General features: G+C 64.3%; 20 protein-coding genes, 1 pseudogene and 1 riboswitch. Of the genes and pseudogenes, 11 read left to right on the top strand and 10 right to left on the bottom strand.

Annotated elements, in window-relative coordinates; translation table 11 throughout:
- Positions 1 to 40 precede the first annotated feature (40 nt).
- The 5 genes from J7655_RS02350 to ahcY form a co-directional block, all read right to left on the bottom strand.
- Positions 41 to 1924, bottom strand: a complete 1884-nt coding sequence (locus tag J7655_RS02350; RefSeq protein WP_230926391.1) for an RNA helicase RhlE2 — start codon at positions 1922 to 1924, stop codon at positions 41 to 43.
- Between the two features lie 188 nt (positions 1925 to 2112).
- On the bottom strand, positions 2113 to 2871 hold the full coding sequence (locus tag J7655_RS02355; RefSeq protein ID WP_230926392.1) for a substrate-binding periplasmic protein: 759 nt from the start codon (positions 2869 to 2871) through the stop codon (positions 2113 to 2115).
- Between the two features lie 51 nt (positions 2872 to 2922).
- Positions 2923 to 4296 (bottom strand): nucleotide 5'-monophosphate nucleosidase PpnN, encoded by a 1374-nt coding sequence (gene ppnN / locus J7655_RS02360; RefSeq protein ID WP_230926393.1) that lies wholly within the window; start codon positions 4294 to 4296, stop codon positions 2923 to 2925.
- Between the two features lie 75 nt (positions 4297 to 4371).
- Complete coding sequence (metF, locus tag J7655_RS02365) at positions 4372 to 5217, bottom strand: methylenetetrahydrofolate reductase [NAD(P)H] (RefSeq protein WP_230926394.1); 846 nt, start codon at positions 5215 to 5217, stop codon at positions 4372 to 4374.
- A gap of 99 nt (positions 5218 to 5316) precedes the next feature.
- Positions 5317 to 6708, bottom strand: a complete 1392-nt coding sequence (gene ahcY / locus J7655_RS02370; RefSeq protein WP_230926395.1) for an adenosylhomocysteinase — start codon at positions 6706 to 6708, stop codon at positions 5317 to 5319.
- A 21-nt stretch (positions 6709 to 6729) separates the two neighbouring features.
- Positions 6730 to 6812, bottom strand: a riboswitch (S-adenosyl-L-homocysteine riboswitch).
- A 266-nt stretch (positions 6813 to 7078) separates the two neighbouring features.
- Here ahcY and J7655_RS02375 point away from each other — a divergent pair.
- Positions 7079 to 7528, top strand: coding sequence for a c-type cytochrome (locus J7655_RS02375; RefSeq protein ID WP_104729952.1), 450 nt, complete (start codon positions 7079 to 7081; stop codon positions 7526 to 7528).
- Here J7655_RS02375 and ligB read toward each other — a convergent pair.
- The 4 genes and pseudogenes from ligB to J7655_RS02395 all read right to left on the bottom strand — a co-directional run bounded on the left by ligB (position 7522) and on the right by J7655_RS02395 (position 12706).
- Positions 7522 to 9260, bottom strand: a pseudogene (gene ligB / locus J7655_RS02380) (NAD-dependent DNA ligase LigB). The gene J7655_RS02375 and the pseudogene ligB overlap by 7 nt on opposite strands.
- A 298-nt stretch (positions 9261 to 9558) precedes the next feature.
- Positions 9559 to 10749 carry a methionine adenosyltransferase gene (gene metK / locus J7655_RS02385; protein ID WP_230926396.1) on the bottom strand — a complete coding sequence of 397 codons (1191 nt, stop codon included), beginning with the start codon at positions 10747 to 10749 and terminating at the stop codon, positions 9559 to 9561.
- The gene (locus J7655_RS02390; RefSeq protein WP_230927654.1) at positions 10746 to 11750 is read right to left on the bottom strand and encodes an ArsR/SmtB family transcription factor; all 1005 of its coding nucleotides are present in this window, start codon (positions 11748 to 11750) and stop codon (positions 10746 to 10748) included. Before J7655_RS02390 ends, metK begins: the two co-directional genes overlap by 4 nt.
- A 74-nt stretch (positions 11751 to 11824) precedes the next feature.
- Complete coding sequence (locus J7655_RS02395; protein WP_230926397.1) at positions 11825 to 12706, bottom strand: LysR family transcriptional regulator; 882 nt, start codon at positions 12704 to 12706, stop codon at positions 11825 to 11827.
- A gap of 109 nt (positions 12707 to 12815) precedes the next feature.
- On the opposite strand from J7655_RS02395, the gene J7655_RS02400 reads away from it, so the two are divergent.
- The 10 genes from J7655_RS02400 (at position 12816) to J7655_RS02445 (ending at position 22520) form a co-directional block, all read left to right on the top strand.
- A complete protein-coding gene (locus tag J7655_RS02400) occupies positions 12816 to 13970 on the top strand; it encodes a TDT family transporter (RefSeq protein ID WP_230926398.1) in 1155 nt (384 codons plus the stop codon).
- A 108-nt stretch (positions 13971 to 14078) separates the two neighbouring features.
- Complete coding sequence (gene tkt / locus J7655_RS02405) at positions 14079 to 16079, top strand: transketolase (RefSeq protein ID WP_230926399.1); 2001 nt, start codon at positions 14079 to 14081, stop codon at positions 16077 to 16079.
- A 103-nt stretch (positions 16080 to 16182) separates the two neighbouring features.
- Complete coding sequence (epd, locus tag J7655_RS02410) at positions 16183 to 17250, top strand: erythrose-4-phosphate dehydrogenase (protein WP_230926400.1); 1068 nt, start codon at positions 16183 to 16185, stop codon at positions 17248 to 17250.
- 3 nt (positions 17251 to 17253) lie between these two features.
- Positions 17254 to 18414 carry a phosphoglycerate kinase gene (locus J7655_RS02415; protein WP_230926401.1) on the top strand — a complete coding sequence of 387 codons (1161 nt, stop codon included), beginning with the start codon at positions 17254 to 17256 and terminating at the stop codon, positions 18412 to 18414.
- Positions 18415 to 18517: 103 nt separating this feature from the next.
- Positions 18518 to 18703, top strand: a complete 186-nt coding sequence (locus J7655_RS02420) for a hypothetical protein (RefSeq protein ID WP_230926402.1) — start codon at positions 18518 to 18520, stop codon at positions 18701 to 18703.
- A 13-nt stretch (positions 18704 to 18716) separates the two neighbouring features.
- The gene (locus tag J7655_RS02425) at positions 18717 to 19043 is read left to right on the top strand and encodes an MliC family protein (RefSeq protein WP_420850903.1); all 327 of its coding nucleotides are present in this window, start codon (positions 18717 to 18719) and stop codon (positions 19041 to 19043) included.
- Between the two features lie 123 nt (positions 19044 to 19166).
- Positions 19167 to 20231 (top strand): class II fructose-bisphosphate aldolase, encoded by a 1065-nt coding sequence (fba, locus tag J7655_RS02430; RefSeq protein ID WP_084341275.1) that lies wholly within the window; start codon positions 19167 to 19169, stop codon positions 20229 to 20231.
- Between the two features lie 158 nt (positions 20232 to 20389).
- A complete protein-coding gene (locus tag J7655_RS02435; RefSeq protein ID WP_230926403.1) occupies positions 20390 to 20866 on the top strand; it encodes a hypothetical protein in 477 nt (158 codons plus the stop codon).
- Between the two features lie 13 nt (positions 20867 to 20879).
- On the top strand, positions 20880 to 21980 hold the full coding sequence (locus J7655_RS02440) for a PQQ-dependent sugar dehydrogenase (RefSeq protein ID WP_230926404.1): 1101 nt from the start codon (positions 20880 to 20882) through the stop codon (positions 21978 to 21980).
- A 48-nt stretch (positions 21981 to 22028) separates the two neighbouring features.
- Positions 22029 to 22520 (top strand): YgjP-like metallopeptidase domain-containing protein, encoded by a 492-nt coding sequence (locus tag J7655_RS02445; protein ID WP_420850904.1) that lies wholly within the window; start codon positions 22029 to 22031, stop codon positions 22518 to 22520.
- Here J7655_RS02445 and J7655_RS02450 read toward each other — a convergent pair.
- Positions 22517 to 22750, bottom strand: coding sequence for a DUF2789 domain-containing protein (locus J7655_RS02450; protein ID WP_230926406.1), 234 nt, complete (start codon positions 22748 to 22750; stop codon positions 22517 to 22519). The two genes, J7655_RS02445 and J7655_RS02450, sit on opposite strands and share 4 nt — an antisense overlap.
- Between the last annotated feature and the right edge of the window lie 28 nt (positions 22751 to 22778).

Below are 22778 nucleotides of genomic sequence, written 5' to 3' on the forward strand. Positions count from 1 at the left end.
ACGCCACCCCATGGGGTGGCGTTTTTGTTGGCGCGGCCGCTTACTCTTCGCGGTTACGCGTCAGCAGTGCCGGCTTCTCGCCACGCGGGCGGGTGCTGTTGCTCAGCTCGTCAAGTTGCTCGGCGCTGGGGAAGCGGTCCAGGCGCGAGCCCTTGTGCATGATGATCGGCTGCTTTTCGCGCGGGTTGCGCACGGCTGCTTCGGTACGCGGCAGCTCGTCGCGGTCCAGCGAGGTGATGCGACCGTCATGTGCCGGTCGGCCACGGCCACCGCCAGTGCGGCCCTGGCCACCCTGGCGACGATTCTTGCCTGGCGTGGCCGGGGTGCCGGCAGCATTGCTGCGCGGCGGCCTGTTGCTGCTCTTGGCTTTCTGGCCCTGACCCTGAGCGGCGCCAGTGCCCGCAGCGGCAGCGCCTGGGCGGCGGCCACGGCCTTGCGGCTTGTTCTGTACCGGCACATAGTCGGCACGGTTGCCGAAATTGTCGATCTCGTCGTCGAGGAACTCTTCCGGATCACGATCCGGAGGCAAGGGCGGAATGGCCGGGGCGGCGCCACGGCTCTGGTTGCGCGGTTGCTGACCACGGCGATTCTGGCCCTGACCCTGCTGCTGCGGCTTGGCTTTCTGCTCCTTGCCGCTGTCCTTGCCCTTGTCTCGACGACCACCGCTGTTGCGCTCGCCCTTGGGCTTGTCGGCGCCTTCGGCTTTGGCCTTTTTCGGCCCGGCATTGCGCGGCTGGCGAGGTTCACGCACTTCCGGACGTTCCGCTTCCACGGCGCTGGCATCGAAGCCCAGCAGATCACCGTCGGGGATCTTCTGCTTGGTCATGCGCTCGATGCTTTTCAGCAGCTTCTCTTCATCCGGGGCGACCAGCGAGATGGCCTCACCGCTACGCCCTGCGCGACCGGTACGGCCGATGCGGTGGACGTAATCTTCCTCGACGTTGGGCAACTCGAAGTTGACCACATGCGGCAGCTGATCGATATCCAGGCCACGGGCGGCGATATCGGTGGCCACCAGGATGCGCACCTTGTTCGCCTTGAAGTCTGCCAGGGCCTTGGTGCGCGCGTTCTGGCTCTTGTTGCCATGAATCGCGGCAGCCGGCAGGCCGTGTTTCTCGAGGTATTCGGCCAGGCGGTTGGCGCCGTGCTTGGTGCGGGTGAATACCAGCACCTGTTCCCAGGCGCCCTGGGTGATCAGGTGAGCGAGCAGGGCGCGCTTGTGGCTGGCGGCCAGGCGGAAGACGCGTTGTTCGATACGCTCGACCGTGGTGTTCGGCGGCGTCACCTCGATGCGCTCGGGGTTGTGCAGCAACTTGCCGGCGAGGTCGGTGATGTCCTTGGAGAAGGTGGCCGAGAACAGCAGGTTCTGGCGTTTGGCTGGCAGCTTGGCCAGCACCTTCTTGACGTCGTGGATGAAGCCCATGTCGAGCATGCGGTCGGCTTCATCGAGCACGAGAATTTCCACATGCGACAGGTCGATGGCTTTCTGGTTGGCCAGATCGAGCAGGCGGCCGGGGCAGGCGACGAGCACATCGACGCCTTTGGCCAGCGCCTGAACCTGCGGGTTCATGCCAACGCCGCCGAAGATGCAGGCGCTGACGAATTTCAGGTCACGGGCATACAGCTTGAAGCTGTCATGCACCTGGGCGGCCAGTTCGCGGGTCGGTGTCAGCACCAGTACGCGCGGTTGTTTCGGGCCGTGGCGCTGTTCGCGATCCGGGTGACCGTCCGGGAACAGGCGCTCGAGAATGGGCAGGGCGAAACCGCCCGTCTTACCAGTACCCGTCTGGGCCGCCACCATGAGATCGCGACCTTGCAACACGGCGGGAATGGCCCGCTGTTGCACCGGAGTGGGTTGGGTGTAGCCGGCGGCTTCGACCGCACGGACTAAAGCCTCGGAGAGACCGAGGGAGGCAAAGGACATGAGCAATCCTGTACTAGTGAGGGCGTGGCCCTGGGGGGTGTAGAGCCTGGCTTGAATCACGCATTGGGGGGCGTGATCCCGTCCGGTACTGCTGGCTTTAGGGCACCAGCATCCGGGCGCAAGCCTGGCGGGAAGGCCCGAGTATAACAGAGCGCAAGGCTTGCGCACCTATCAGCCTGTCGGCTGGTTCACGGCTGGCGTTCGTGCGGCCTGGCGTAGCGTGCCTGCAGGCGGGCATAGGCGGGTTCGCGCTTGAAGCGGCGTAGCTCGCGGGCGAACGCCTGCGCCAGTGGTTGCAGCGCCGGATCCTTGCGCAGCGCCAGGTACAGATGGTCGCGCCCGAGTCTTTTGCGGTGGTAGTCGATTTGCCCCTCGATGCCCATCTGCGCGATCAGGTAGAGGCCGGCGCGCCGGTCATTGACCACCAGGTCGACGCGGTGGCGTATTAGCTTGCCCATATTGGCTTCATGGCTCTGCGCTTCTTCGCGGCTGAACAGGGTCGAGGTGCGGAAGGCCTCGTCGTTGTACCAGTAGCCTGGCGAGACACCGATTACCAGGTCGCTCAGGTCTTCCAGGCTGGTGAAGCGGAAGGGACGATTGCGCGCATGGAACAGCACCAGCTCGACGTCGCTCAGTGGCTCTGCGACGAAGAGCATGTCGGCCTCGCGCTCGGGCAGGTGGAAGATATCCAGAATGCCATCGGCCTGCCCGTGCGCCAGTGCCAGCAGGCAACGCTTCCAGGGCAGGAACTGCAGCTCCAGCTCGATGCCCAGACGCTGCAGCACCGTCTGCGTGATCTCATAGTCGAGGCCGGTGGCCTGGCCGTGTTCCTCGAAGACGTAAGGCGCCCAGGCTTCCGTGACCAGGCGCAGCGTTTCACCGCGAGCGGCGAAAGCACAGGAGCACAGTAGAAGTATGGCGATAACCTGACGCGGCAATAGTGGCATCGCGCCAGATTAGCGATTTTGTAATGGCCTTTGAAGTGCGCCTACGTCACCTCAATCAATGACGCGATAGCAGGGCTCGTAGGCGCTGCCGCCCGGCAGCTTCATGCGGTGCTGCTCGACGAAGGCCTGCAGCAGGCGATCCAGCGGGCGCATGATGGTGGCTTCGCCGCGAATCTCGTAGGGGCCGTGCTCCTCGATCAGGCGGATGCCGTTCTCCTTGACGTTGCCGGCGACGATGCCGGAAAAGGCGCGACGCAGGTTGGCGGCCAACTGATGCAATGGCTGCTCGCGGGTCAGGTTGAGGCTGGCCATGGCTTCGTGGGTTGGCTCGAACGGGTGCTGGAAGCTCTCGTCGATCTTCAGCAGCCAGTTGAAGTGGAAGGCGTCGTTGCGCTCGCGGCGGAACTGACGCACGGCCTTGATGCCGATGGCCATTTCGCGGGCGACTTCAGCCGGGTCGTTGACGATCATGCGGTAGCGTTGCTGCGCCGCTGCGCCGAGGGTCGCGCCGATGAAATCATGCAGCTGCTGCAGGTACGTGCTGGCGCTCTTCGGGCCGGTGAGAATGACCGGGAAGGGCAGGTTCTGGTTATCCGGGTGGGTGAGGATGCCCAGTAGGTAGAGGAACTCTTCGGCCGTGCCGGCGCCGCCCGGGAAGATGATGATGCCGTGGCCGACGCGGACGAAGGCTTCCAGACGTTTCTCGATATCCGGCAGGATCACCAGCTCGTTGACGATCGGATTCGGTGCCTCGGCGGCGATGATGCCCGGCTCGGTTAGGCCCAGGTAGCGGCCGGTGAGGTTGCGCTGCTTGGCGTGGCTGATGGTGGCGCCCTTCATCGGCCCCTTCATCACGCCCGGGCCGCAGCCGGTGCAGATATCCAGGCCGCGCAGGCCCAGCTCGTGGCCGACCTTCTTGGTGTACTTGTATTCCTCGGTGCTGATCGAGTGGCCGCCCCAGCACACCACCATCTTCGGTTCGACGCCGCTGCGCAGGGTCTTGGCATTGCGCAGCAGGTGAAAGACGTAATCGGTGATGCCTTCGGAACTGTCCAGATCGATGCGCTTGTGCTCCAGCTCGCTCTGGGTGAAGACGATGTCGCGCAGGGCGCTGAACAGCATCTCGCGGGTGCTGGCGATCATCTCGCCGTCGACGAAGGCATCGGCTGGTGCGTTCAGCAGCTCCAGGCGGATGCCGCGATCCTGCTGGTGGATCTTCACTTCGAAGTCCGGGTACGCCTCGAGGATGGTCTTGGCGTTATCACTGTGCGAGCCGGTATTGAGGATCGCCAGGGCACACTGGCGGAACAGGCGATACACGCTGCCCGAGCCGGTTTCGCGCAGTTGCTGCACTTCGCGCTGGGAGAGGGTTTCCAGGCTGCCCTTGGGGCTGACGGAGGCGTTGATCGTGGAGCGTTTGAGCATGAGGGGCGATCCTTCGGCGGCAAGGCGGAGTGTGACGCAGACAGGCCGTCCGTGTGGACGGCCCGGAGGGAGCTGTCAACGTGACAGTTTGAGGTTGTTCCAGATGGCCAGGCTGGGGCCAGCCAGGTTCATGCTGTAGAAGTGCAGGCCCGGCGCGCCGCCTTGCAGCAGGCGCTCGCACATCTCGCTGATGACCTGTTCGCCGAAGGCGCGAATGCTGTCGCTGTCGTCGCCATAGGCTTCCAGCTGCTTGCGCACCCAGCGCGGGATCTCCGCGCCGCAGGCGTCGGAGAAGCGCGCCAGCTTGCTGTAGTTGGTGATCGGCATGATGCCCGGCACCACCGGGATATCCACGCCCAGTTTCTGCACGCGCTCGACGAAGTAGAAGTAGCTGTCGGCGTTGAAGAAGTACTGGGTGATGGCGCTGTCGGCACCGGCCTTGGCCTTGCGTACGAAGTTGGCGATGTCGCTCTCGAAGTTGCGCGCCTGCGGGTGCATCTCCGGGTAGGCAGTCACTTCGATATGGAAGTGATCACCGGTTTCAGTGCGAATGAACTCGACCAGCTCGTTGGCGTAGCGCAGCTCGCCGCTGGCCATGCCCATACCGGATGGCAGGTCACCACGCAGGGCAACGATGCGCTTGATACCGGCGTTCTTGTACAGGTTGAGCAGCTCGCGCAGTTCGGCCTTGCTGTCGCCGACGCAGGACAGGTGCGGGGCGGTGGGCACCTTGATCTCGCCATCGAGTTGCAGCACGGTGTTCAGGGTGCGGTCGCGGGTCGAGCCCCCGGCACCATAGGTGCAGGAGAAGAAATCGGGTTTGTAGGTTGCCAGTTGGCGCGCTACGTCCATCAGTTTTTCATGCCCGGCTTCGGTCTTGGTGGGGAAGAACTCGAAGCTGTAGCGGCGTTCTTGGCTCATAGGGTTTCTAGCCTTGGAGACGTAGGGTGGATGGCGTTTTTCCATCCACCTTGCGGGAAGTCGGCGGTGGATAAGCCAGGGGCTTATCCACCCTACGCATTAGTAGCGATAAGCGTCCGGCTTGAACGGGCCTTCCACGGTCACGCCGATGTAGTCGGCCTGCTGCTTGGTCAGCTGGGTGACCACGCCGCCGAAGCCCTTGACCATTTCCAGTGCGACTTCTTCGTCGAGCTTCTTCGGCAGCACTTCCACGGTCAGACGCTCGGCCTTCTTCTCCGGGGAGAGGTCGGCGAACTTCTGCTCGAACAGGAAGATCTGCGCCAGCACCTGGTTGGCGAAGGAGCCGTCCATGATGCGGCTCGGGTGGCCGGTGGCGTTGCCCAGGTTCACCAGACGGCCTTCGGCCAGCAGGATCAGGTAGTCGTCGTTGGTCGGATCGAAGCTGCCGGCGCCGGTGCGGTGGATCTTGTGCACCTGCGGTTTGACCTCTTCCCATGCCCAGTTCTTGCGCATGAAGGCGGTGTCGATCTCGTTGTCGAAGTGGCCGATGTTGCACACCACGGCGCGCTTCTTCAGGGCCTTGAGCATGTTGGCATCGCAGACGTTGACGTTACCGGTGGTGGTGACGATCAGGTCGATCTTGCCCAGCAGTGCCTTGTCGATGCTGGCCTCGGTGCCGTCATTGATGCCGTCGATGTACGGCGATACCAGCTCGAAGCCATCCATGCAGGCCTGCATGGCGCAGATCGGGTCGATCTCGCTGACCTTGACGATCATGCCTTCCTGGCGCAGCGACTGCGCCGAGCCCTTGCCCACGTCGCCGTAGCCGATCACCAGCGCCTGCTTGCCCGACAGCAGGTGGTCGGTGCCGCGCTTGATGGCGTCGTTGAGGCTGTGACGGCAGCCGTACTTGTTGTCGTTCTTGCTCTTGGTCACCGCGTCGTTGACGTTGATCGCCGGGATCTTCAGCTCGCCCTTAGCCAGCATGTCGAGCAGGCGGTGTACGCCGGTGGTGGTTTCTTCGGTGACGCCGTGGATGCGCTCGAGCATCTGCGGGTATTTCTTGTGCAGGATCTCGGTCAGGTCACCGCCGTCGTCCAGCACCATGTTGGCGTCCCACGGCTTGCCATCCTTGAGGATGGTCTGCTCGATGCACCACTCGTACTCTTCCTCGGTCTCGCCCTTCCAGGCGAACACCGGGATGCCGGCGGCGGCGATGGCGGCAGCGGCCTGATCCTGGGTGGAGAAGATGTTGCAGCTGGACCAGCGGACTTCGGCGCCCAGGGCGGTGAGCGTCTCGATGAGCACGCCGGTCTGAATGGTCATGTGGATGCAGCCAAGGATTTTCGCGCCTTTCAGCGGTTGGCTGGCGGCGTACTTACGGCGCAGGCCCATCAGTGCCGGCATCTCGGATTCGGCAATGATCAGTTCTTTACGGCCCCAATCGGCCAGGGAAATATCGGCGACCTTGTAGTCGTTGAAAGCGCTCATTAAAGCTCTCCATTCGTTGTCTGCGAATGGGCGCCGTTGATGCGTTTGGATAACGCCCCATCCGAGCCTGACAGGTCATACCTGCTGCAGCGCCCCTCGGACAGGTGGCGGGAGCGACCGGAGCGGTGCCGGTCGCGATAAAGCCCGCTGATTATAGCGAGCCGAGCGTCTACACCCAAGGCTTTCCGTCCGGTTGCTGTCGCTTACGCTTCCCCCTGTTTCGTGCCGCACCTTGATCCGGGCCTGATCACGTGTAGCTGAACCTGGGCTGAGCGCTGCGCGTGCTGACAGCTGTTGTGACAAGAGGTCGCTTGGCCGTACCGGGGCGAGCCGCGATACTGGCGCCCCCTGGTGTTCGGAAGTTGCGTCGATGACCTCGAAGAAATCCCTGTTGCTGATCTGCGTCTGTCTGGCACTGGCGGCCTGTGGCGGCGTCGACCCCGACTCGCCGCTGGGCAAGCGGCAGGCTGCATTCAAGGACATGCTCAAGGTCAGCGAGGACCTGGGCGGCATGTTGCGCGGTCGCATTCCATACGACGAGGCGGGGTTTATCGCCGGCGCGGCTGAGCTCGATCGCCTGGCGCACGAGCCCTGGCAGCATTTTCCGGATGTGCGCGACGACGAGCGCAGCAAGGCCAACCCGGAACTCTGGCAGCGCCAGGTGCAATTCCAGGCGATGGCTCGCGATCTGGAGCAGACCACGGCGGCGCTGGTGCAGGCGACCACGGCGCCACCGCTGCGTCGCTCTGCGCTGGAGCCGGCGATGCGCGCGGTCGAAGACAGCTGCGAAGCCTGCCACAAGGAGTTCCGCGTCTACTGACGGTCATGCCCCGTTGCGCTATGTGGGCCGAGCTGTGCCGGCTGGATCAGTGCCGTGGCGGTGCTGGATTGAAAGCTTGTGACGCCGGCCGCCATCAACTGCCGGCCCAGGTGTGCGACTTCCGGGTGGTTGAAGAACGCCAGCAACTGTTCGGCACGCTGGCGGCTGATGCCGGGGCGTTGTAGCCATTCGGCGCGGCTGCGTGCCTGTAATGTCGCCCAGTCATCTTGTGCCTGCAGGGTAAGGCCCGACGGTGCGCCGAGTGCTTGCAGCCACTGTTGCAGCGGTCGCTGCCGGGCCAGGGTGAAGGCTTGCTGCAACTGTACGGCGCGTCGCGGGCCGATGCCTGATACATGTTGCAGCTGTTGCGCGTCGAGTTCCAGCCAGTCGAGCAGGCCATCGATACGCTGGTTGGCCAGCAGCGTATTCCAGGTGCCCGGCCCTACGCCCGGCAGGTTCAGCCCCCGCTTGCCCGACAGCCAGTTGAGCCGGGCCTGGAATTGTTGCTCGCAGCCGGCGCTCAGGCGCCAGCAACTCAGGGCGTGGTATTGCGCGGGATCGGGTGCCTGCACGGCCGCGCGTTCGGGGCTGCGCCAGATCACCTGATCGAGGCGGGGAATGGTCAGGCCCGCCAGACGGATGGCCACCTGATCACCAGGACGTATATCGAGGGCTTCCCAGGCCGGCAGCGAACCCAGGGCGACCCGGCTGATCCGGCGCTCGTCGAGTTCGACCGTCTGCAAGCGCAGGATCGGCGTGATGCGACCGCTGCGGCCGATATTGAATTGCACAGCCTGAACCACGGCCAGCGCTTGCTCCGGCGGGTATTTCCAGGCAATTGCCCAGTGCGGCGCCTCGGCTTGCCAGCGTGCGCCGGCGGGGCGCGTGCCCTGGCGCACGACCACGCCATCACTGGCGAAGGGTTGCGGCGTGGTGAACCAGCGCTGGCGCCAACGGCGCGCCTCTTCAAGGCTTTCGAGTGGCTGGGTATACGCCAGCGCATCGTCGAAGCCCAGGCGCTGCAGAGCCTGCAGGCGCTTGGGCATCTGCGCCGGGCCATCCGGCCAGTCCCAGACGAACAGGCCAATGGCCGTGGCTTCGTCGGCCTGCAGCGATTGCCGCGCCATCAGCCCGGCCACCTTGCCGCGGGCGCCAACGCCGCCGTCGCGGCGCTGCACATGGCCGTCCAGGCGCCAGTAGAGTCGCCCTGCAGTACGGCGTCGCGTGGCTCTTTCAGGCGCATGGGAATGGCAGGTAATTGCTGCGCGCGGGCTGTCCAGTCCTGGCCCTGACGCCCGTCGCCCCGACTGATGGCCTGCTGCAGAACGCCAGCGCGGTAGACCAGGGTCACGGCCACGCCATCGACCTTGGGCTGGATCCACAGGTCGTCGCGATTGGCGATCCATTCGCCCACCGCCGCTTCGTGCAGTTTGCGCAGGCCGGTCTGTGCGATGGGGTGGGCGAGTTTGCCGCTGCTACCGGCCAGCGGCTCCGGCAAATGCCCGAGTGCACCGGCAAAGCATTGCTGCCAATGTTCCAGGCGTTCGCGGGCCTGGTCGTAGAGCGTATCGGCCACCAGCGCCTGGCCGTGATTGTGATAGGCGTCGTCCCAGTGGGCGACTTGCTGGCTGAGGGCGGCGAACTCGGTTTTGGCGCGACTGTCAGGCCAGTCGGGGCAGGGGATGGCCTGGGCAGCCAGGGGCAGGAGTAAGAGCAGCAGGATAGATTTCATCGCGGAGCTTCCTTGCTCGGGTGGTGCCTTGAGCCTAGCAGGCCAGATCGGCGGTTGCGAAAAGTTCTCTCTTCAGGAAGACGAAAACGCATGCGCATGACCGCTTTTTATGGTGCTTGACGATCTGATTGATTGGGTTTTATTGGGGTACTTGCGTGTGGCTTGCAGATTCGCGCGCCTTGTTTGCGTCGTCTGTCAGGATGCACTCAAGGGCCTGAGTACGAGGCCCGGTAAATAGGTGCTCAGGCACGAAAAAACCCCGCCAGATCGCTCTGGCGGGGCTTTCGTTTTCAGGGGCTTACAGGCCGGCAGCGGCGCGCAGGTCGGCGGCCTTGTCGGTGCGTTCCCAGGTGAAGGTGGTGAAGCTGTCGTCGCCGACGGTCTTGGACTGCGGCGTGCGGCCGAAGTGGCCGTAGGCGGCGGTGTCCTGGTACATCGGGTGGAGCAGGTCGAGCATCTTGGTGATGGCGTACGGACGCAGATCGAACACGTCACGCACCAGCTGGATGATCTTCTCTTCGGCGATCTTGTGGGTGCCGAAGGTGTTGATCGAGATGGAGGTCGGCTGGGCCACGCCGATGGCGTAGGACACCTGGATCTCGCAGCGCTCGGCCAGGCCGGCGGCAACGATGTTCTTGGCCACGTAGCGACCGGCGTAGGCGGCGCTGCGGTCGACCTTGGACGGGTCCTTGCCGGAGAAGGCGCCGCCGCCGTGACGGGCCATGCCGCCGTAGCTGTCGACGATAATCTTGCGCCCGGTCAGGCCGCAGTCGCCCACCGGGCCGCCGATGATGAACTGGCCGGTCGGGTTGATGTGGAACTGGGTGTCCTTGTGCAGCAGTTCGGCCGGCAGCACATGCTTGACGATCAGCTCCATGACGCCTTCGCGCAGGTCGTCGTATTTCACTTCCGGGTTGTGCTGGGTGGACAGCACCACTGCATCGATGGCCTCGACCTTGCCGTTCTCGTAGCGGCAGGTGACCTGGGATTTGGCATCCGGGCGCAGCCACGGCAGCAGGCCGGACTTGCGCGCTTCGGCCTGGCGCTCGACCAGGCGGTGCGAGAAGCAGATCGGCGCGGGCATCAGCACGTCGGTTTCGTTGCTGGCGTAGCCGAACATCAGGCCCTGGTCGCCGGCGCCCTGATCTTCCGGCTTGGCGCGGTCGACGCCCTGGTTGATGTCCGGGGACTGCTTGCCAATGATGTTGAGCACGCCGCAGGTGGCGCCGTCGAAGCCGACGTCGCTGCTGGTGTAGCCGATGTCGCAGATGACGTCGCGGACGATCTGCTCCAGGTCGACCCAGGCGCTGGTGGTGACTTCACCGGCAACGATGGCCACGCCGGTCTTGACCAGGGTTTCCACAGCCACGCGGGCGTGCTTGTCCTGGGTGATGATGGCGTCGAGCACCGCATCGGAAATCTGGTCGGCGATCTTGTCCGGGTGTCCTTCGGACACGGACTCGGAGGTGAACAGGGAGTATTCGCTCATGGGTGGGTTCCTTGTGTGCCGTAACGTGGAGCGCTTCGCTCGCCAGGTTGGGCGAAGTGCCGTAACTGAATCTGAAAACCGTTCTTCAGACCGATATAGAGACTTTCGCCGGGAACCAGCCCGGCGGCGCTGGCCCAGCGCGACAGATCGTCCTGCTCGAAGCCTAGCCAAAGATCGCCGCAGGCCTCGCGCGCCCAGCTCTGGTCGTGGCTGCACAGTTCGCTGAGCAGCAGGCTGCCGCCCGGCGCGACCAGGCCGGCCAGCTTGCGAAAGGCCTCGGCCGGCGTGGCGAAGTGGTGCAGCACCATGTTCAGTACCACGCAATCGGCCGTGACGGGCGTGTCCTGCAGCGCATCGGTCAGTTTCAGCTTGACGTTACCCAGCCCTTCGGCGGCGCAGCGCTGGCTGGCCAGTTCGAGCATAGCCGGGCTGTTGTCCAGTGCCGTGACCTGGGCGAAGCGCCGCGCCAGTTCGGGCAGGAAGGCGCCGTCGCCGGGGCCGATTTCCAGCGCCGTGGCGTCTGGCGCGAAACGCAGCGCATCGAGCAGCGCCAGCAGGCTGTCGCGGTACTGCGGCAAACCGGCGATCAGATCCTGCTGGGCCTGGAAGTTGCTGGCCATGCGCGCGAAGAAATCGCGGCTGACGGTGGCGCGCTGCTGGTGCACGGCGCCGATGCGCGTTTGCACAGCGGCGGGCAGAGGCAGGTCATCGATGTCGTCCAGCAGGGCGGCGTGCAGGCGGCCATTGGGCAGGGCGCGACGGTAGAAGATCGCGTTGCCCTCACGACGCGTGGCCACCAGCCCGGCCTGGGCCAGCACCTTGAGGTGATGACTCATGCCCGACTGACCGATGGCGAAGATCTGCGCCAGCTCCAGCACGCCGAAGGAATCGTTGCTCAGCACGCGCAAAACGTTCAGGCGCAGCGAGTCACCGCCGGCCTTGCACAGGGCGGCGAGCGTGTCGCAGGGGTCGAATTCCAACTCAGGGGCGCGCAGGGTCATGGTGGCGCAGTCTAGTCGGTCATTTTTCATACAGCAACACCAATATCAAAAAGTTTTGATATTGATTTTGCTGGCTAGCCGGCGTTCTCGCTCAGTGCCAGAAAGGCTGCGGGTGCCGGGCTCAGGCTGGCGCCCAGGCGCCAGAGCACATGCAAGTCGCGTTCGATCTGCAGATCCTGTACCTGCAGGTGGCACAGTTCACCGCTGGCCAGTTCGCGCTCCACCACCCGCTGTGACAGCCAGGCGATGCCCTGGCCGTCTGCGAGCAGGCGCTTGAGTGCCTCGGTGCTGCCGATGGCCATGCCGGCCTGTGGTTCCAGGCCGTGGTCGCGATAGGCCTGTTCGATGCTGGCGCGTGCGCCGGAGCCTGGCTCGCGCATGTACAGCGGATAATCCTGCAGATGCCTGGCCTGCAGCGCGCTGCTGCGGGCCAGTGGATGCTCTGGCGAAGCCACTGCCAGCAGGGCATCGCGGGCCAGCAGGTGGTAGGCATAGTCGCCGTGTGCGAACAGCCCTTCGACAAAACCGAGGCTGATCTGGCCCTCGTCCAGTTGGCGGGTTACAACATCGGTGTTGCTCACCTCCAGGCTGACGAATATCTGCGGATGCAGGGTGCGAAAGCGGGTAAGCAGGGGTGGCAGCAGGTAAGACCCGAGCGTGGCGCTGGCACCCAGGTGCAGCTCGCCCTGTTCGAGCTGGGCAAAGTCTCGCAGGTCGCGTTCGGCGGCGCGCTCCAGGGCGAAGATGCGTCGCGCATAGTCATGCAGGCGCAGGCCGCCTTCGGTCAGTCGCACGCCGCGTGGCTGACGATCGAACAGGCGCAGGTCGAGGCTGGCTTCGAGATCGCGAATTTCCCGCGTCACGGCAGGCTGGCTGATGTGCAGGCGTTCGGCGCCGGCGCTGATGCTGCCGGCTTCTGCCACGGCAAGGAAGACCTTCAGGTGATGGAGGTTCATGACTTTGTATAAGCGAAAAGTATGGGTTTGATGCTGAATATGTATTTTTCATATGGCAAGCCAATTCTTACCCTTGCGCCATCACTCATGTCACGGGACTACCCGACTCATGCCACGCCCCTTCAGTCGTTTACCCGAGCCGCTCGCCTTTATCCGTCACTTCACGCCCAGCTGGTTTGCCATGACCATGGGCACTGGTGTGCTGGCGCTGGTGGTCGCTCATCTGCCCTGGCAGCTGCCTGGATTGCTGATGCTCGCCGAGGGGCTGTGGTTTGTCGCGGTCAGTCTGTTCGCGCTGTTCAGCCTGCTGTTTCTGCTGCGCCTGACGCTGTTTCGCGAAACCATCTGGCCGATGCTGCTGCACCCGGTGCAGTCAATGTTCCTCGGTGCCATTCCCATGGGCCTGGCGGTACTGATCAAGGGCTTGTTGCTGTTCGGGGTGCCGCGTTGGGGGGAAGGGATCTACGCGCTGGCCCATGCGCTGTGGTGTCTGGATGCGGCGCTGGCGCTGCTTGGCGCGTTGTTGGTGCCCTATCTGATGTTCACCCGCCAGCACCATGCGCTGGAAAAGCTCACCGCGGTCTGGCTGCTACCGATTGTCGCACCGGAGGTCGCCGCCAGCACGGCAGGCGCGCTGGCGCCGCATCTGGCGGCCGAGGCGGCGCAACAGTTATTGGTGGCCGGCTTCGTGCTCTGGGGATTGTCGCTGTCGCTGGCGTTTTCGCTGATCACGCTGGTGCTGCTGCGCCTGGCCCTGCACAAGCTGCCGGATACCGATTTTGCCGCCACCAGCTGGCTGCCACTGGGGCCGCTGGCTACCGGTTGCCTGGGGTTGCTGAGCATGGGGCATGCGGCGCCGCTGGCCTTTGCCGGTACGCCGCTGGTGGGCGCCGCCGAGCTGGCGCGGGATCTCGGCCTGATCGGTGGCCTGGCGCTGTGGGGCGCGGGCTTGTGGTGGCTGGTGATCGCCACCCTGTTCACCCGCCACTACATCCGCGACAACATGCCGTTCAACCTCGGCTGGTGGGGGTTCACCTTCCCGCTGGGCGTCTTCGCCCTGGCCACCTTTGAACTGCAGGCCGTGACCGGCCTGAGCTTGTTCGCCTTCATCGGTCTGCTGCTGGCGGTGCAGCTGGCGGCGGTCTGGACGTTGGTGTTCAGCCGTACGCTCGCCGGCGTCTGGCATGGTGAGTTGTTTCAGGCACCGTGCCTGGGCGGGCCGGGCAGCCCGGCGGTGAGCGTTCTGAGCGAACAGGCGAGCTGATTTGCTCTCTACGACCATCTGTCATTGCCCCATGGGGGCTGGCTGGGCGAAAATAGACGTCTTTTTCGCCCCCTTCATTCAGAAGCAGCCCCCGTAGGAGATTCAGCGATGCCCAGCCGTCGTGAGCGAGCCAATGCCATTCGTGCCCTGAGCATGGATGCCGTGCAGAAAGCCAACAGCGGCCACCCCGGTGCCCCCATGGGTATGGCGGACATCGCCGAAGTGCTGTGGCGCGACTACCTCAAGCACAACCCGCAGAATCCGAACTTCGCCGACCGTGACCGCTTCGTGCTGTCCAACGGCCATGGTTCGATGCTGATCTATTCGCTGCTGCACCTGACCGGCTACGACCTGTCCATCGACGACCTGAAGAACTTCCGTCAGCTGCACAGCAAGACCCCGGGCCACCCCGAGTACGGCTATACCCCGGGCGTGGAAACCACCACCGGCCCGCTCGGTCAGGGCATCGCCAACGCTGTCGGCTTCGCCATCGCCGAGAAGGTGCTGGGCGCGCAGTTCAACCGTGAAGGCCACACCATCGTCGACCACAACACCTATGTGTTCCTCGGCGACGGCTGCATGATGGAAGGCATTTCCCACGAAGTCTGTTCGCTGGCCGGCACCCTGGGCCTGGGCAAGCTGATCGCCTTCTACGACGACAACGGCATCTCCATCGACGGCGAGGTCGAGGGCTGGTTCACCGACGACACGCCGAAGCGCTTCGAAGCCTACGGCTGGCAGGTGATCCGCAATGTCGACGGCCATGATGCCGAAGAAATCAAGATGGCCATCGACACCGCGCGCAAGACTACGGATCAGCCGACCCTGATCTGCTGCAAGACCACCATCGGCTTCGGTTCGCCGAACAAGCAGGGCAAGGAAGAGTGCCACGGCGCACCGCTGGGCAATGACGAAATCGCCCTGACCCGCGCCGCCCTGGGCTGGAACCATGGCCCGTTCGAAATCCCCGCCGAGATCTACGCCGAGTGGGACGCCAAGGAAGCCGGCGCTGCCGCCGAAGCCGCCTGGAACGAAAAGTTCGCCGCTTACGCCGCTGCCCATCCCGAGCTGGCCAGCGAGTTCAAGCGCCGCATGGCCGGTGAGCTGCCCGCCGACTTTGCCGAGAAGGCCAGCGCCTATATCCAAGAAGTCGCCGCCAAGGGCGAGACCATCGCCAGCCGTAAGGCCAGCCAGAACGCGCTGAATGCCTTCGGCCCGCTGCTGCCGGAATTCCTCGGCGGTTCGGCCGACCTGGCCGGCTCCAACCTGACCCTGTGGAAGGGCTGCAAGGGCGTATCCGCTGAAGACGCGTCCGGCAACTACATGTTCTACGGCGTGCGCGAGTTCGGCATGAGCGCGATCATGAACGGTGTCGCCCTGCACGGCGGTTTCGTGCCGTACGGCGCGACCTTCCTGATCTTCATGGAATACGCGCGCAATGCCGTGCGCATGTCCGCGCTGATGAAGAAGCGCGTGCTGTACGTGTTCACCCACGACTCCATCGGCCTCGGCGAAGACGGCCCGACTCATCAGCCAATCGAGCAGCTGGCCAGCCTGCGTGGCACGCCGAACCTCGACACCTGGAGGCCGGCCGATGCCGTGGAATCCGCCGTGGCCTGGAAATACGCCATCGAGCGTGCCGATGGTCCCAGCGCCCTGGTATTCAGCCGTCAGAACCTGCCGCACCAGAGCCGCGATGCTCAGCAGTTGGCTAACGTCGCGCGCGGCGGCTACGTACTGAAAGACAGCGCCGGTGAGCCGGAACTGATCCTCATCGCCACCGGTTCGGAAGTCGGCCTGGCCATGCAGGCCGCCGCCAAGCTGGAAGAGCAGGGTCGCCAGGTGCGCGTCGTTTCCATGCCATCCACCAGCGTGTTCGACCAGCAGGATGCCAGCTACAAGCAGGCCGTGCTGCCGGTTCAGGTGGGCGCGCGGATTGCCATCGAAGCCTCCCATGCCGACTACTGGTACAAGTACGTAGGCCTGGAAGGTCGCATCATCGGCATGACCACCTTCGGTGAGTCGGCCCCGGCGCCAGCGCTGTTCGAGGAGTTCGGTTTTACCGTGGACAATATCCTGGAAACCGCCGCCGAGCTGCTCGACGCCTGAGTGAGAACGACGATGTAGGGTGGGTGACGCTCTTTTCATCCACCGTTACACAGCGGGTGGATCGATTAAGCGCGATCCACCCCAGGTTCCTTCGAGATATCCGATGCCCAAGCGTCCCTACAGAATCGCTCTTAACGGCTACGGCCGTATCGGCCGTTGCGTGCTGCGCGCGCTGCACGAGCGTGGCGATTCGGCGAGTCTGGAAATCGTTGCGCTAAACGACCTGGCCGACCAGGCCAGCATCGAATACCTGACCCGCTTCGACTCCACTCACGGGCGCTTTCCCGGCGAGGTGAAGGTCGATGGCGACTGCCTGCACATCAATGGCGATTGCGTGAAGGTGCTGCGCCAGAGCGAGCCCGAGGCCATCGACTGGGCGGCGCTGGACATCGACCTGCTGCTCGAATGCTCCGGGCAGTACGTCACCCGTGCCGAGGCGCAACGCTTCATCGATGCGGGGGCACCGCGCGTGCTGCTGTCGCAGCCGATGGCCAGCGAGGCGGATATCGACGCCACTGTCGTCTTTGGCGTCAATCAGCAGTGCCTGAGCGGTGCCGAGCGCCTGGTGTCGAATGCGTCCTGCACCACCAATTGCGGTGTGCCGCTGTTGAAATTGCTCGATGAGGTGGTGGGTCTGGAGTACGTCTCCATTACCACCATCCACTCGGCAATGAACGATCAACCGGTGATCGATGCCTATCACCACGAAGACCTGCGCCGCACGCGCTCGGCCTTCCAGTCGGTGATCCCGGTGTCCACCGGCCTGGCGCGCGGTATCGAGCGCCTGTTGCCGGAACTGGCCGGGCGTATTCAGGCCAAGGCCATCCGCGTGCCGACGGTCAACGTCTCGTGCCTGGACATCACCCTGCAGACGGCGCGCGACACTTCGGCAGAAGAGATCAACCGCGTGCTGCGTCAGGCGGCGGAGAGTGGCCCGCTCAGGGGGCTGCTGGCCTACACCGAACTGCCGCACGCCAGCTGCGACTTCAACCACGACCCGCACTCGGCCATCGTCGACGGCAGCCAGACCCGCGTGTCCGGCCCGCGCCTGGTCAACCTGCTGGCCTGGTTCGACAACGAGTGGGGGTTTGCCAACCGCATGCTCGATGTCGCTGAACATTTTCTCGCTGTATCCACTTCCTCCGTACCACCAGCCTTTGTGAAGGACTGATCCATGACCGTTCTGAAGATGACCGACCTCGACCTCGCTGGTAAGCGCGTGTTGATCCGCGAAGACCTCAACGTCCCGGTGAAGGACGGTGTGGTCAAGAGCGACGCGCGTATCCTCGCCTCCCTGCCGACTATCAAGCTGGCGCTGGAGAAGGGCGCTGCCGTGCTGGTCTGCTCGCACCTGGGTCGCCCGGAAGAGGGCGTCTACAGCGAGGAAGACAGCCTGGCCCCGGTCGCGGCCTACCTGAGCAAGGCGCTCGGTCGTGACGTGCCGCTGGTCAAGGACTACCTCGGCGGTGTCGAGGTCAAGGCCGGCGAGCTGGTGCTGCTGGAGAACGTGCGTTTCAACAAGGGCGAAAAGAAGAACACCGATGAGCTGGCCCAGCAGTACGCCGCCCTGTGCGACGTGTTCGTGATGGACGCCTTCGGTACCGCACACCGCGCCCAGGGTTCGACCCATGGCGTGGCCAAGTTCGCCAAGGTCGCCTGCGCCGGCCCGCTGCTGGCTGCCGAACTGGACGCCCTGGGCAAGGCGCTGGACAAGCCGGCCCGGCCGATGCTGGCCATCGTTGCCGGCTCCAAGGTGTCGACCAAGCTCGACGTGCTCAATTCCCTGGCCGATATCTGCGACTCGCTGATCGTCGGTGGCGGCATCGCCAACACCTTCCTCGCCGCTGCCGGCCTGCCGGTGGGCAAGTCGCTGTACGAAGCCGATCTGGTCGACACCGCCAAGGCCATCGCGGCCAAGGTCAGCGTACCGCTGCCGGTTGACGTGGTGGTGGCCAAGGCCTTCGCCGAAGACGCCGAGGCCACCGTCAAGGCGGTCAAGGACGTGGCCGAGGACGACATGATCCTCGACATCGGCCCGCAAACCGCGGCGATGTTCGCCGAAATGCTCAAGGCCTCGCAGACCATCCTGTGGAACGGCCCGGTCGGCGTGTTCGAGTTCGACCAGTTCGGCAACGGCACCAAGGCCTTGGCCCTGGCCATCGCCGAGAGCCCGGCGTTCTCCATTGCCGGTGGTGGCGACACCCTGGCGGCCATCGACAAGTACGGCGTGGCCGAGCAGATCTCCTACATTTCCACCGGTGGCGGCGCGTTCCTCGAGTTCGTCGAAGGCAAGGTGCTGCCAGCCGTGGAAGTGCTGGAACAGCGCGTACAATAAAGACGAGCCAGGGTGATGAATGTCACTCTGCCAGCGGCTGATTAAACCCTGACGCGAACTGATGGTCTGTAGAAAACCGGATCATCGAACAAGGAGTCATGTCATGCGCAAGTTAGCCGCTTTGAGTCTCATGCTTATGTTGTTGGCCGGTTGTGCCGGTGGTGGACGGGAGGCGGCCTGCGAGGTGTTCAGCCCGGCGCAGATCGAAACCCCGACCACGCAGGATGATCAGCGTATCGATGAAAGCACGGACCAGCCTACCGGTCCGGTGCCGGAACAGCGTTGCTGACGAGGAGAGGCAATTGAGCAGGATCAAACTGGCGGGGCTCGCTGCCATCGCCCTGTTGCTGGCAGCCTGCAGCAGTCAGCCGGAGGCACCGGAGCAGTGGCATCGCTGGGTGTGCGACAGCCAGGCTGAAGTCCAGTGGCGTTTCGCCGATGACGACTTCGAACAAGTGGACGTGCGCCTGGGTGGCGACGACATCGTCTATCGTCTGACTCAGGAGCCGGCTGCCTCTGGTGCGCTCTACAGCGACGGGCGCCTGTCCTTTCACACCAAGGGTGAGGAAGGCCTGATCTACTGGACCGCCACCGATGACCTGATCGGCCGAGGCTGCAAGGCACCGTAACATCCTCGGTGATGCCGAGACGAACGCTGCGGGCATGCCCCAGCCTCACGAAACTTGAACAACGCCTGCCCCTGCGGCAGGCTTGCACGATCAACGACCTCCAAACCGGGAGACAGAAACACCATGGCACTTATCAGCATGCGCCAGATGCTCGACCACGCCGCCGAATTCGGTTACGGCGTGCCGGCCTTCAACGTCAACAACCTCGAGCAGATGCGCGCCATCATGGAAGCCGCCGACAAGACCGATTCGCCGGTCATCGTCCAGGCCTCCGCGGGTGCTCGTAAATACGCTGGCGCGCCGTTCCTGCGCCACCTGATCCTGGCGGCCATCGAAGAATTCCCGCATATCCCGGTGTGCATGCACCAGGATCACGGCACCAGCCCGGACGTATGCCAGCGCTCGATCCAGCTGGGTTTCTCCTCGGTGATGATGGACGGCTCGCTGAAAGAAGACGGCAAGACCCCGGCCGACTACGACTACAACGTCCGCGTGACCCAGCAGACCGTGGCCTTCGCTCACGCCTGCGGCGTGTCCGTGGAAGGCGAGCTGGGTTGCCTGGGCAGCCTGGAAACCGGCATGGCCGGTGAAGAAGACGGCGTCGGCGCCGAAGGCGTGCTCGATCACAGTCAACTGCTGACCGACCCGGAAGAAGCCGCGGCCTTCGTCAAGGCCACTCAGGTCGATGCCCTGGCCATCGCCATCGGCACCAGCCACGGCGCCTACAAGTTCACCAAGCCGCCAACCGGCGACGTGCTCTCCATCGAGCGCATCAAGGAAATCCACAAGCGCATCCCCAACACCCACCTGGTCATGCACGGTTCTTCCTCCGTGCCGCAGGAGTGGTTGAAGGTGATCAACGAATTCGGCGGCGACATCAAGGAAACCTACGGCGTGCCGGTTGAGGAAATCGTCGAAGGCATCAAGCACGGCGTGCGCAAGGTCAACATCGACACCGACCTGCGTCTGGCTTCCACCGGCGCCATCCGCCGCATGATGGCCGAGCATCCAAGCGAGTTCGACCCGCGCAAGTTCTTCGCCAAGACCATCGTTGCCATGCGCGATATCTGCATCGCCCGCTACGAAGCCTTCGGCACCGCCGGCAATGCTTCCAAGATCAAGCCGATCTCCCTGGAAGGCATGTACCAGCGTTACGCCAGTGGCGAGCTGAACGCCAAGGTCAACTGAGCCTGATGCGTTGTCCGCAGCCCCGCCTCGTGCGGGGCTGTTGCGTTATATCGGCAGGGCATGCTCGCCAGAGGTAAAACCCTGTAAAACTCCCGGAGCCTGAGCGTAGGCGGGGTGCGCCATAATCCGCGCACTGTCGTTCCGGGAAACTGCCACCCATGTCCAGCAAGCCACGCCTGTTGCTCGCCTTTCTTCTTGCCGTATTGCTGGCTTCGCTGCTCGCTTCGATCTTCCAGACCCAGGCCAATCTGGCTGCCCTGCAGGCCATTGGCGCACCGGTGCCATGGGATGTGCGTCTTGGCACCACCGCTCTCGACCTGCTCGGTTTTACTCCGACGTTCATCCTGCTCAGCGCTTTGGGTTATGTCTTCGCCTTGCCGCTGGCCGTCTGGCTGGCACGGCGTATGCCGCTTCTGCGCTGGCTGATCCTTGTGCTGGCCGGGGCTGCAGCGATCTGGTCGGCACTGGCCGTGGCCAACAGCGTGGCGCCCATGCCGACGCTGATCGCTGCTGATCGCAGCCCGTTCGGTACGCTCGGGCTGATGGCCTGCGGCAGTGTCGGCGCGCTGTTGTTTGGCTTGCTCGGGCGGCGCGTGCACTACCGCGCGCAGCCGACTTCCTCCGATTCCCTGTGACAAGGCGTTGCCCATGTTGAGAAGCACCCGCGCGCTGCTGCTTGGCGCCCTGTTCATCAGTACGCCGCTACTGGCGTTGGACTACCGCATCGAAACCTTCAGCGAGGGGCTGGAAAGTCCCTGGGCCATGGCGTTTCTACCCGATGGGCGCAAACTGGTCACCGAGCGCGTCGGGCGTTTGCGTATCGTAGAAGCCGACGGCAGTGTCGATCCCGAGCCGGTGGCCGGTTTGCCCGAAGCGTTCATCGCCGCCCAGGCAGGCCTGATGGACGTGGCGCTGGACCCGGACTACCGTGACAATCGCTGGCTGTATCTGACCTATGCCTATGGCTCGGCTGAAGCCAACAACACCCGCCTGGCCCGCGCCCGCCTGGTGGGCAACGAACTGCAGGACGTCGAGGTGTTGTTCACTGCCCAGCCGCTCAAGGCCGGCGCTGCACACTATGGTGGGCGTATCGCCTTTCTCGCCGACAAGACGCTGGTCGTGACCCTGGGCGACGGCTTCGACTGGCGCGAGCAGGCGCAGAATCCGGCCAACCATTTGGGCAAGATCGTGCGCCTGAATCGCGATGGCAGCGTACCGCAGGACAATCCGTTGGTGGGGCAGGCCGGGGCGGCCCCGGAGGTCTACAGCCTCGGTCATCGCAACGTGCAAGGCATTTTCTATGATGCCGAGCTCGATCGCCTGTACAGTCACGAGCACGGCCCGCGCGGGGGCGATGAGCTCAACCTGATCGAGGCCGGTAACAACTATGGCTGGCCGCTGGCGACCTTCGGTATCGATTACACCGGTGCGCGGGTCAGCCCCTACCACGAGCTGCCGGGGCTGACCGCGCCGTTGCTGCATTGGACGCCTTCCGTGGCGCCGTCGAGCCTGACCCTGTATCGCGGCGAGCTGTTCCCCGACTGGCAGGGCGATCTGTTCGCCGCCACCCTGGCTGAGCGTAGCGTGCGGCGTATCCGTGTGCGCGACGGCATGCTGGCCGGCGAGGAAATCCTCTTCGAGGAACTGGGCGAGCGTATCCGCGATGTGCGCAGCGGCCCTGATGGCGCGCTCTACCTGCTCACCGACAGTCCGCAGGGGCGTCTGCTGCGGGTGCTGCCCAGCGAGTAACCCGGCATCCGTTACACTGGCGCTCCTGATCAGAATGGGGGCTTGGTGGTGAAGTACCTACAGGGTTATCCGGTTGCCTTGCAGCAACAGGTTCGCCAACTCATTGCCGATGACCGCCTCGGCGATTACCTGGCACAGCGCTATCCGGGGCGACATGAAGTGCAGAGCGACAAGGCTTTGTACGGCTACGTGATGGCGCTCAAGCAGGAGCACCTGAAGAATGCGCCGGCCATCGACAAGGTGCTCTACGACAATCGCCTCGACCTCACCCACCGCGCGCTCGGCCTGCACACGGCGATTTCACGGGTGCAGGGCGGCAAGCTCAAGGCGAAGAAGGAGATTCGTGTCGCTTCGCTGTTTCGCGAGGCGGCGCCGACCTTTCTGCAGATGATCGTGGTGCATGAGCTGGCGCACCTGAAAGAGAGCGAGCACAACAAAGCCTTCTACAAGCTCTGCGAGCACATGCTGCCAGGTTATGCGCAGATCGAATTCGATCTGCGCCTGTACCTGACCTGGCGCGAGATGACCGGCGCCGGCTAACCGCGCAGGCGCACGTTGAGCTGATCGACCACCTCTGCCCAGTCGGCGTCCTCGAGGATTTCCTCGCGCAGGAAGGCGGCCTGCGCCGGGCTCCAGAATGCCGCATCGGCCAGTTTGCGAGCGTCTGGCAGCGGTGCATGGGTTTTGATGAAGGCTTCGATGCCGGCCTCGTCATGCGCCAGGCCGAGTTGCTTGAACAGCGCTGCTAGGTCGTGAACGGGCGGTTCCATGGCAAGCTCCTGATGGGGTTCGTCATGG

It is taken from the genome of Pseudomonas wenzhouensis (assembly GCF_021029445.1).
GTDB classification, from domain to species: Bacteria; Pseudomonadota; Gammaproteobacteria; order Pseudomonadales; family Pseudomonadaceae; genus Aquipseudomonas; species Aquipseudomonas wenzhouensis.

Coding starts and splice junctions, on each gene's coding strand:
- J7655_RS02350 (WP_230926391.1), bottom strand. CDS start 1,924: ATGTCCTTTGCCTCCCTCGGTCTCTCCGAGGCTTTAGTCCGTGCGGTC.
- J7655_RS02355 (WP_230926392.1), bottom strand. CDS start 2,871: ATGCCACTATTGCCGCGTCAGGTTATCGCCATACTTCTACTGTGCTCC.
- ppnN (WP_230926393.1), bottom strand. CDS start 4,296: ATGCTCAAACGCTCCACGATCAACGCCTCCGTCAGCCCCAAGGGCAGC.
- metF (WP_230926394.1), bottom strand. CDS start 5,217: ATGAGCCAAGAACGCCGCTACAGCTTCGAGTTCTTCCCCACCAAGACC.
- ahcY (WP_230926395.1), bottom strand. CDS start 6,708: ATGAGCGCTTTCAACGACTACAAGGTCGCCGATATTTCCCTGGCCGAT.
- J7655_RS02375 (WP_104729952.1), top strand. CDS start 7,079: ATGACCTCGAAGAAATCCCTGTTGCTGATCTGCGTCTGTCTGGCACTG.
- metK (WP_230926396.1), bottom strand. CDS start 10,749: ATGAGCGAATACTCCCTGTTCACCTCCGAGTCCGTGTCCGAAGGACAC.
- J7655_RS02390 (WP_230927654.1), bottom strand. CDS start 11,750: ATGACCCTGCGCGCCCCTGAGTTGGAATTCGACCCCTGCGACACGCTC.
- J7655_RS02395 (WP_230926397.1), bottom strand. CDS start 12,706: ATGAACCTCCATCACCTGAAGGTCTTCCTTGCCGTGGCAGAAGCCGGC.
- J7655_RS02400 (WP_230926398.1), top strand. CDS start 12,816: ATGCCACGCCCCTTCAGTCGTTTACCCGAGCCGCTCGCCTTTATCCGT.
- tkt (WP_230926399.1), top strand. CDS start 14,079: ATGCCCAGCCGTCGTGAGCGAGCCAATGCCATTCGTGCCCTGAGCATG.
- epd (WP_230926400.1), top strand. CDS start 16,183: ATGCCCAAGCGTCCCTACAGAATCGCTCTTAACGGCTACGGCCGTATC.
- J7655_RS02415 (WP_230926401.1), top strand. CDS start 17,254: ATGACCGTTCTGAAGATGACCGACCTCGACCTCGCTGGTAAGCGCGTG.
- J7655_RS02420 (WP_230926402.1), top strand. CDS start 18,518: ATGCGCAAGTTAGCCGCTTTGAGTCTCATGCTTATGTTGTTGGCCGGT.
- fba (WP_084341275.1), top strand. CDS start 19,167: ATGGCACTTATCAGCATGCGCCAGATGCTCGACCACGCCGCCGAATTC.
- J7655_RS02435 (WP_230926403.1), top strand. CDS start 20,390: ATGTCCAGCAAGCCACGCCTGTTGCTCGCCTTTCTTCTTGCCGTATTG.
- J7655_RS02440 (WP_230926404.1), top strand. CDS start 20,880: ATGTTGAGAAGCACCCGCGCGCTGCTGCTTGGCGCCCTGTTCATCAGT.
- J7655_RS02450 (WP_230926406.1), bottom strand. CDS start 22,750: ATGGAACCGCCCGTTCACGACCTAGCAGCGCTGTTCAAGCAACTCGGC.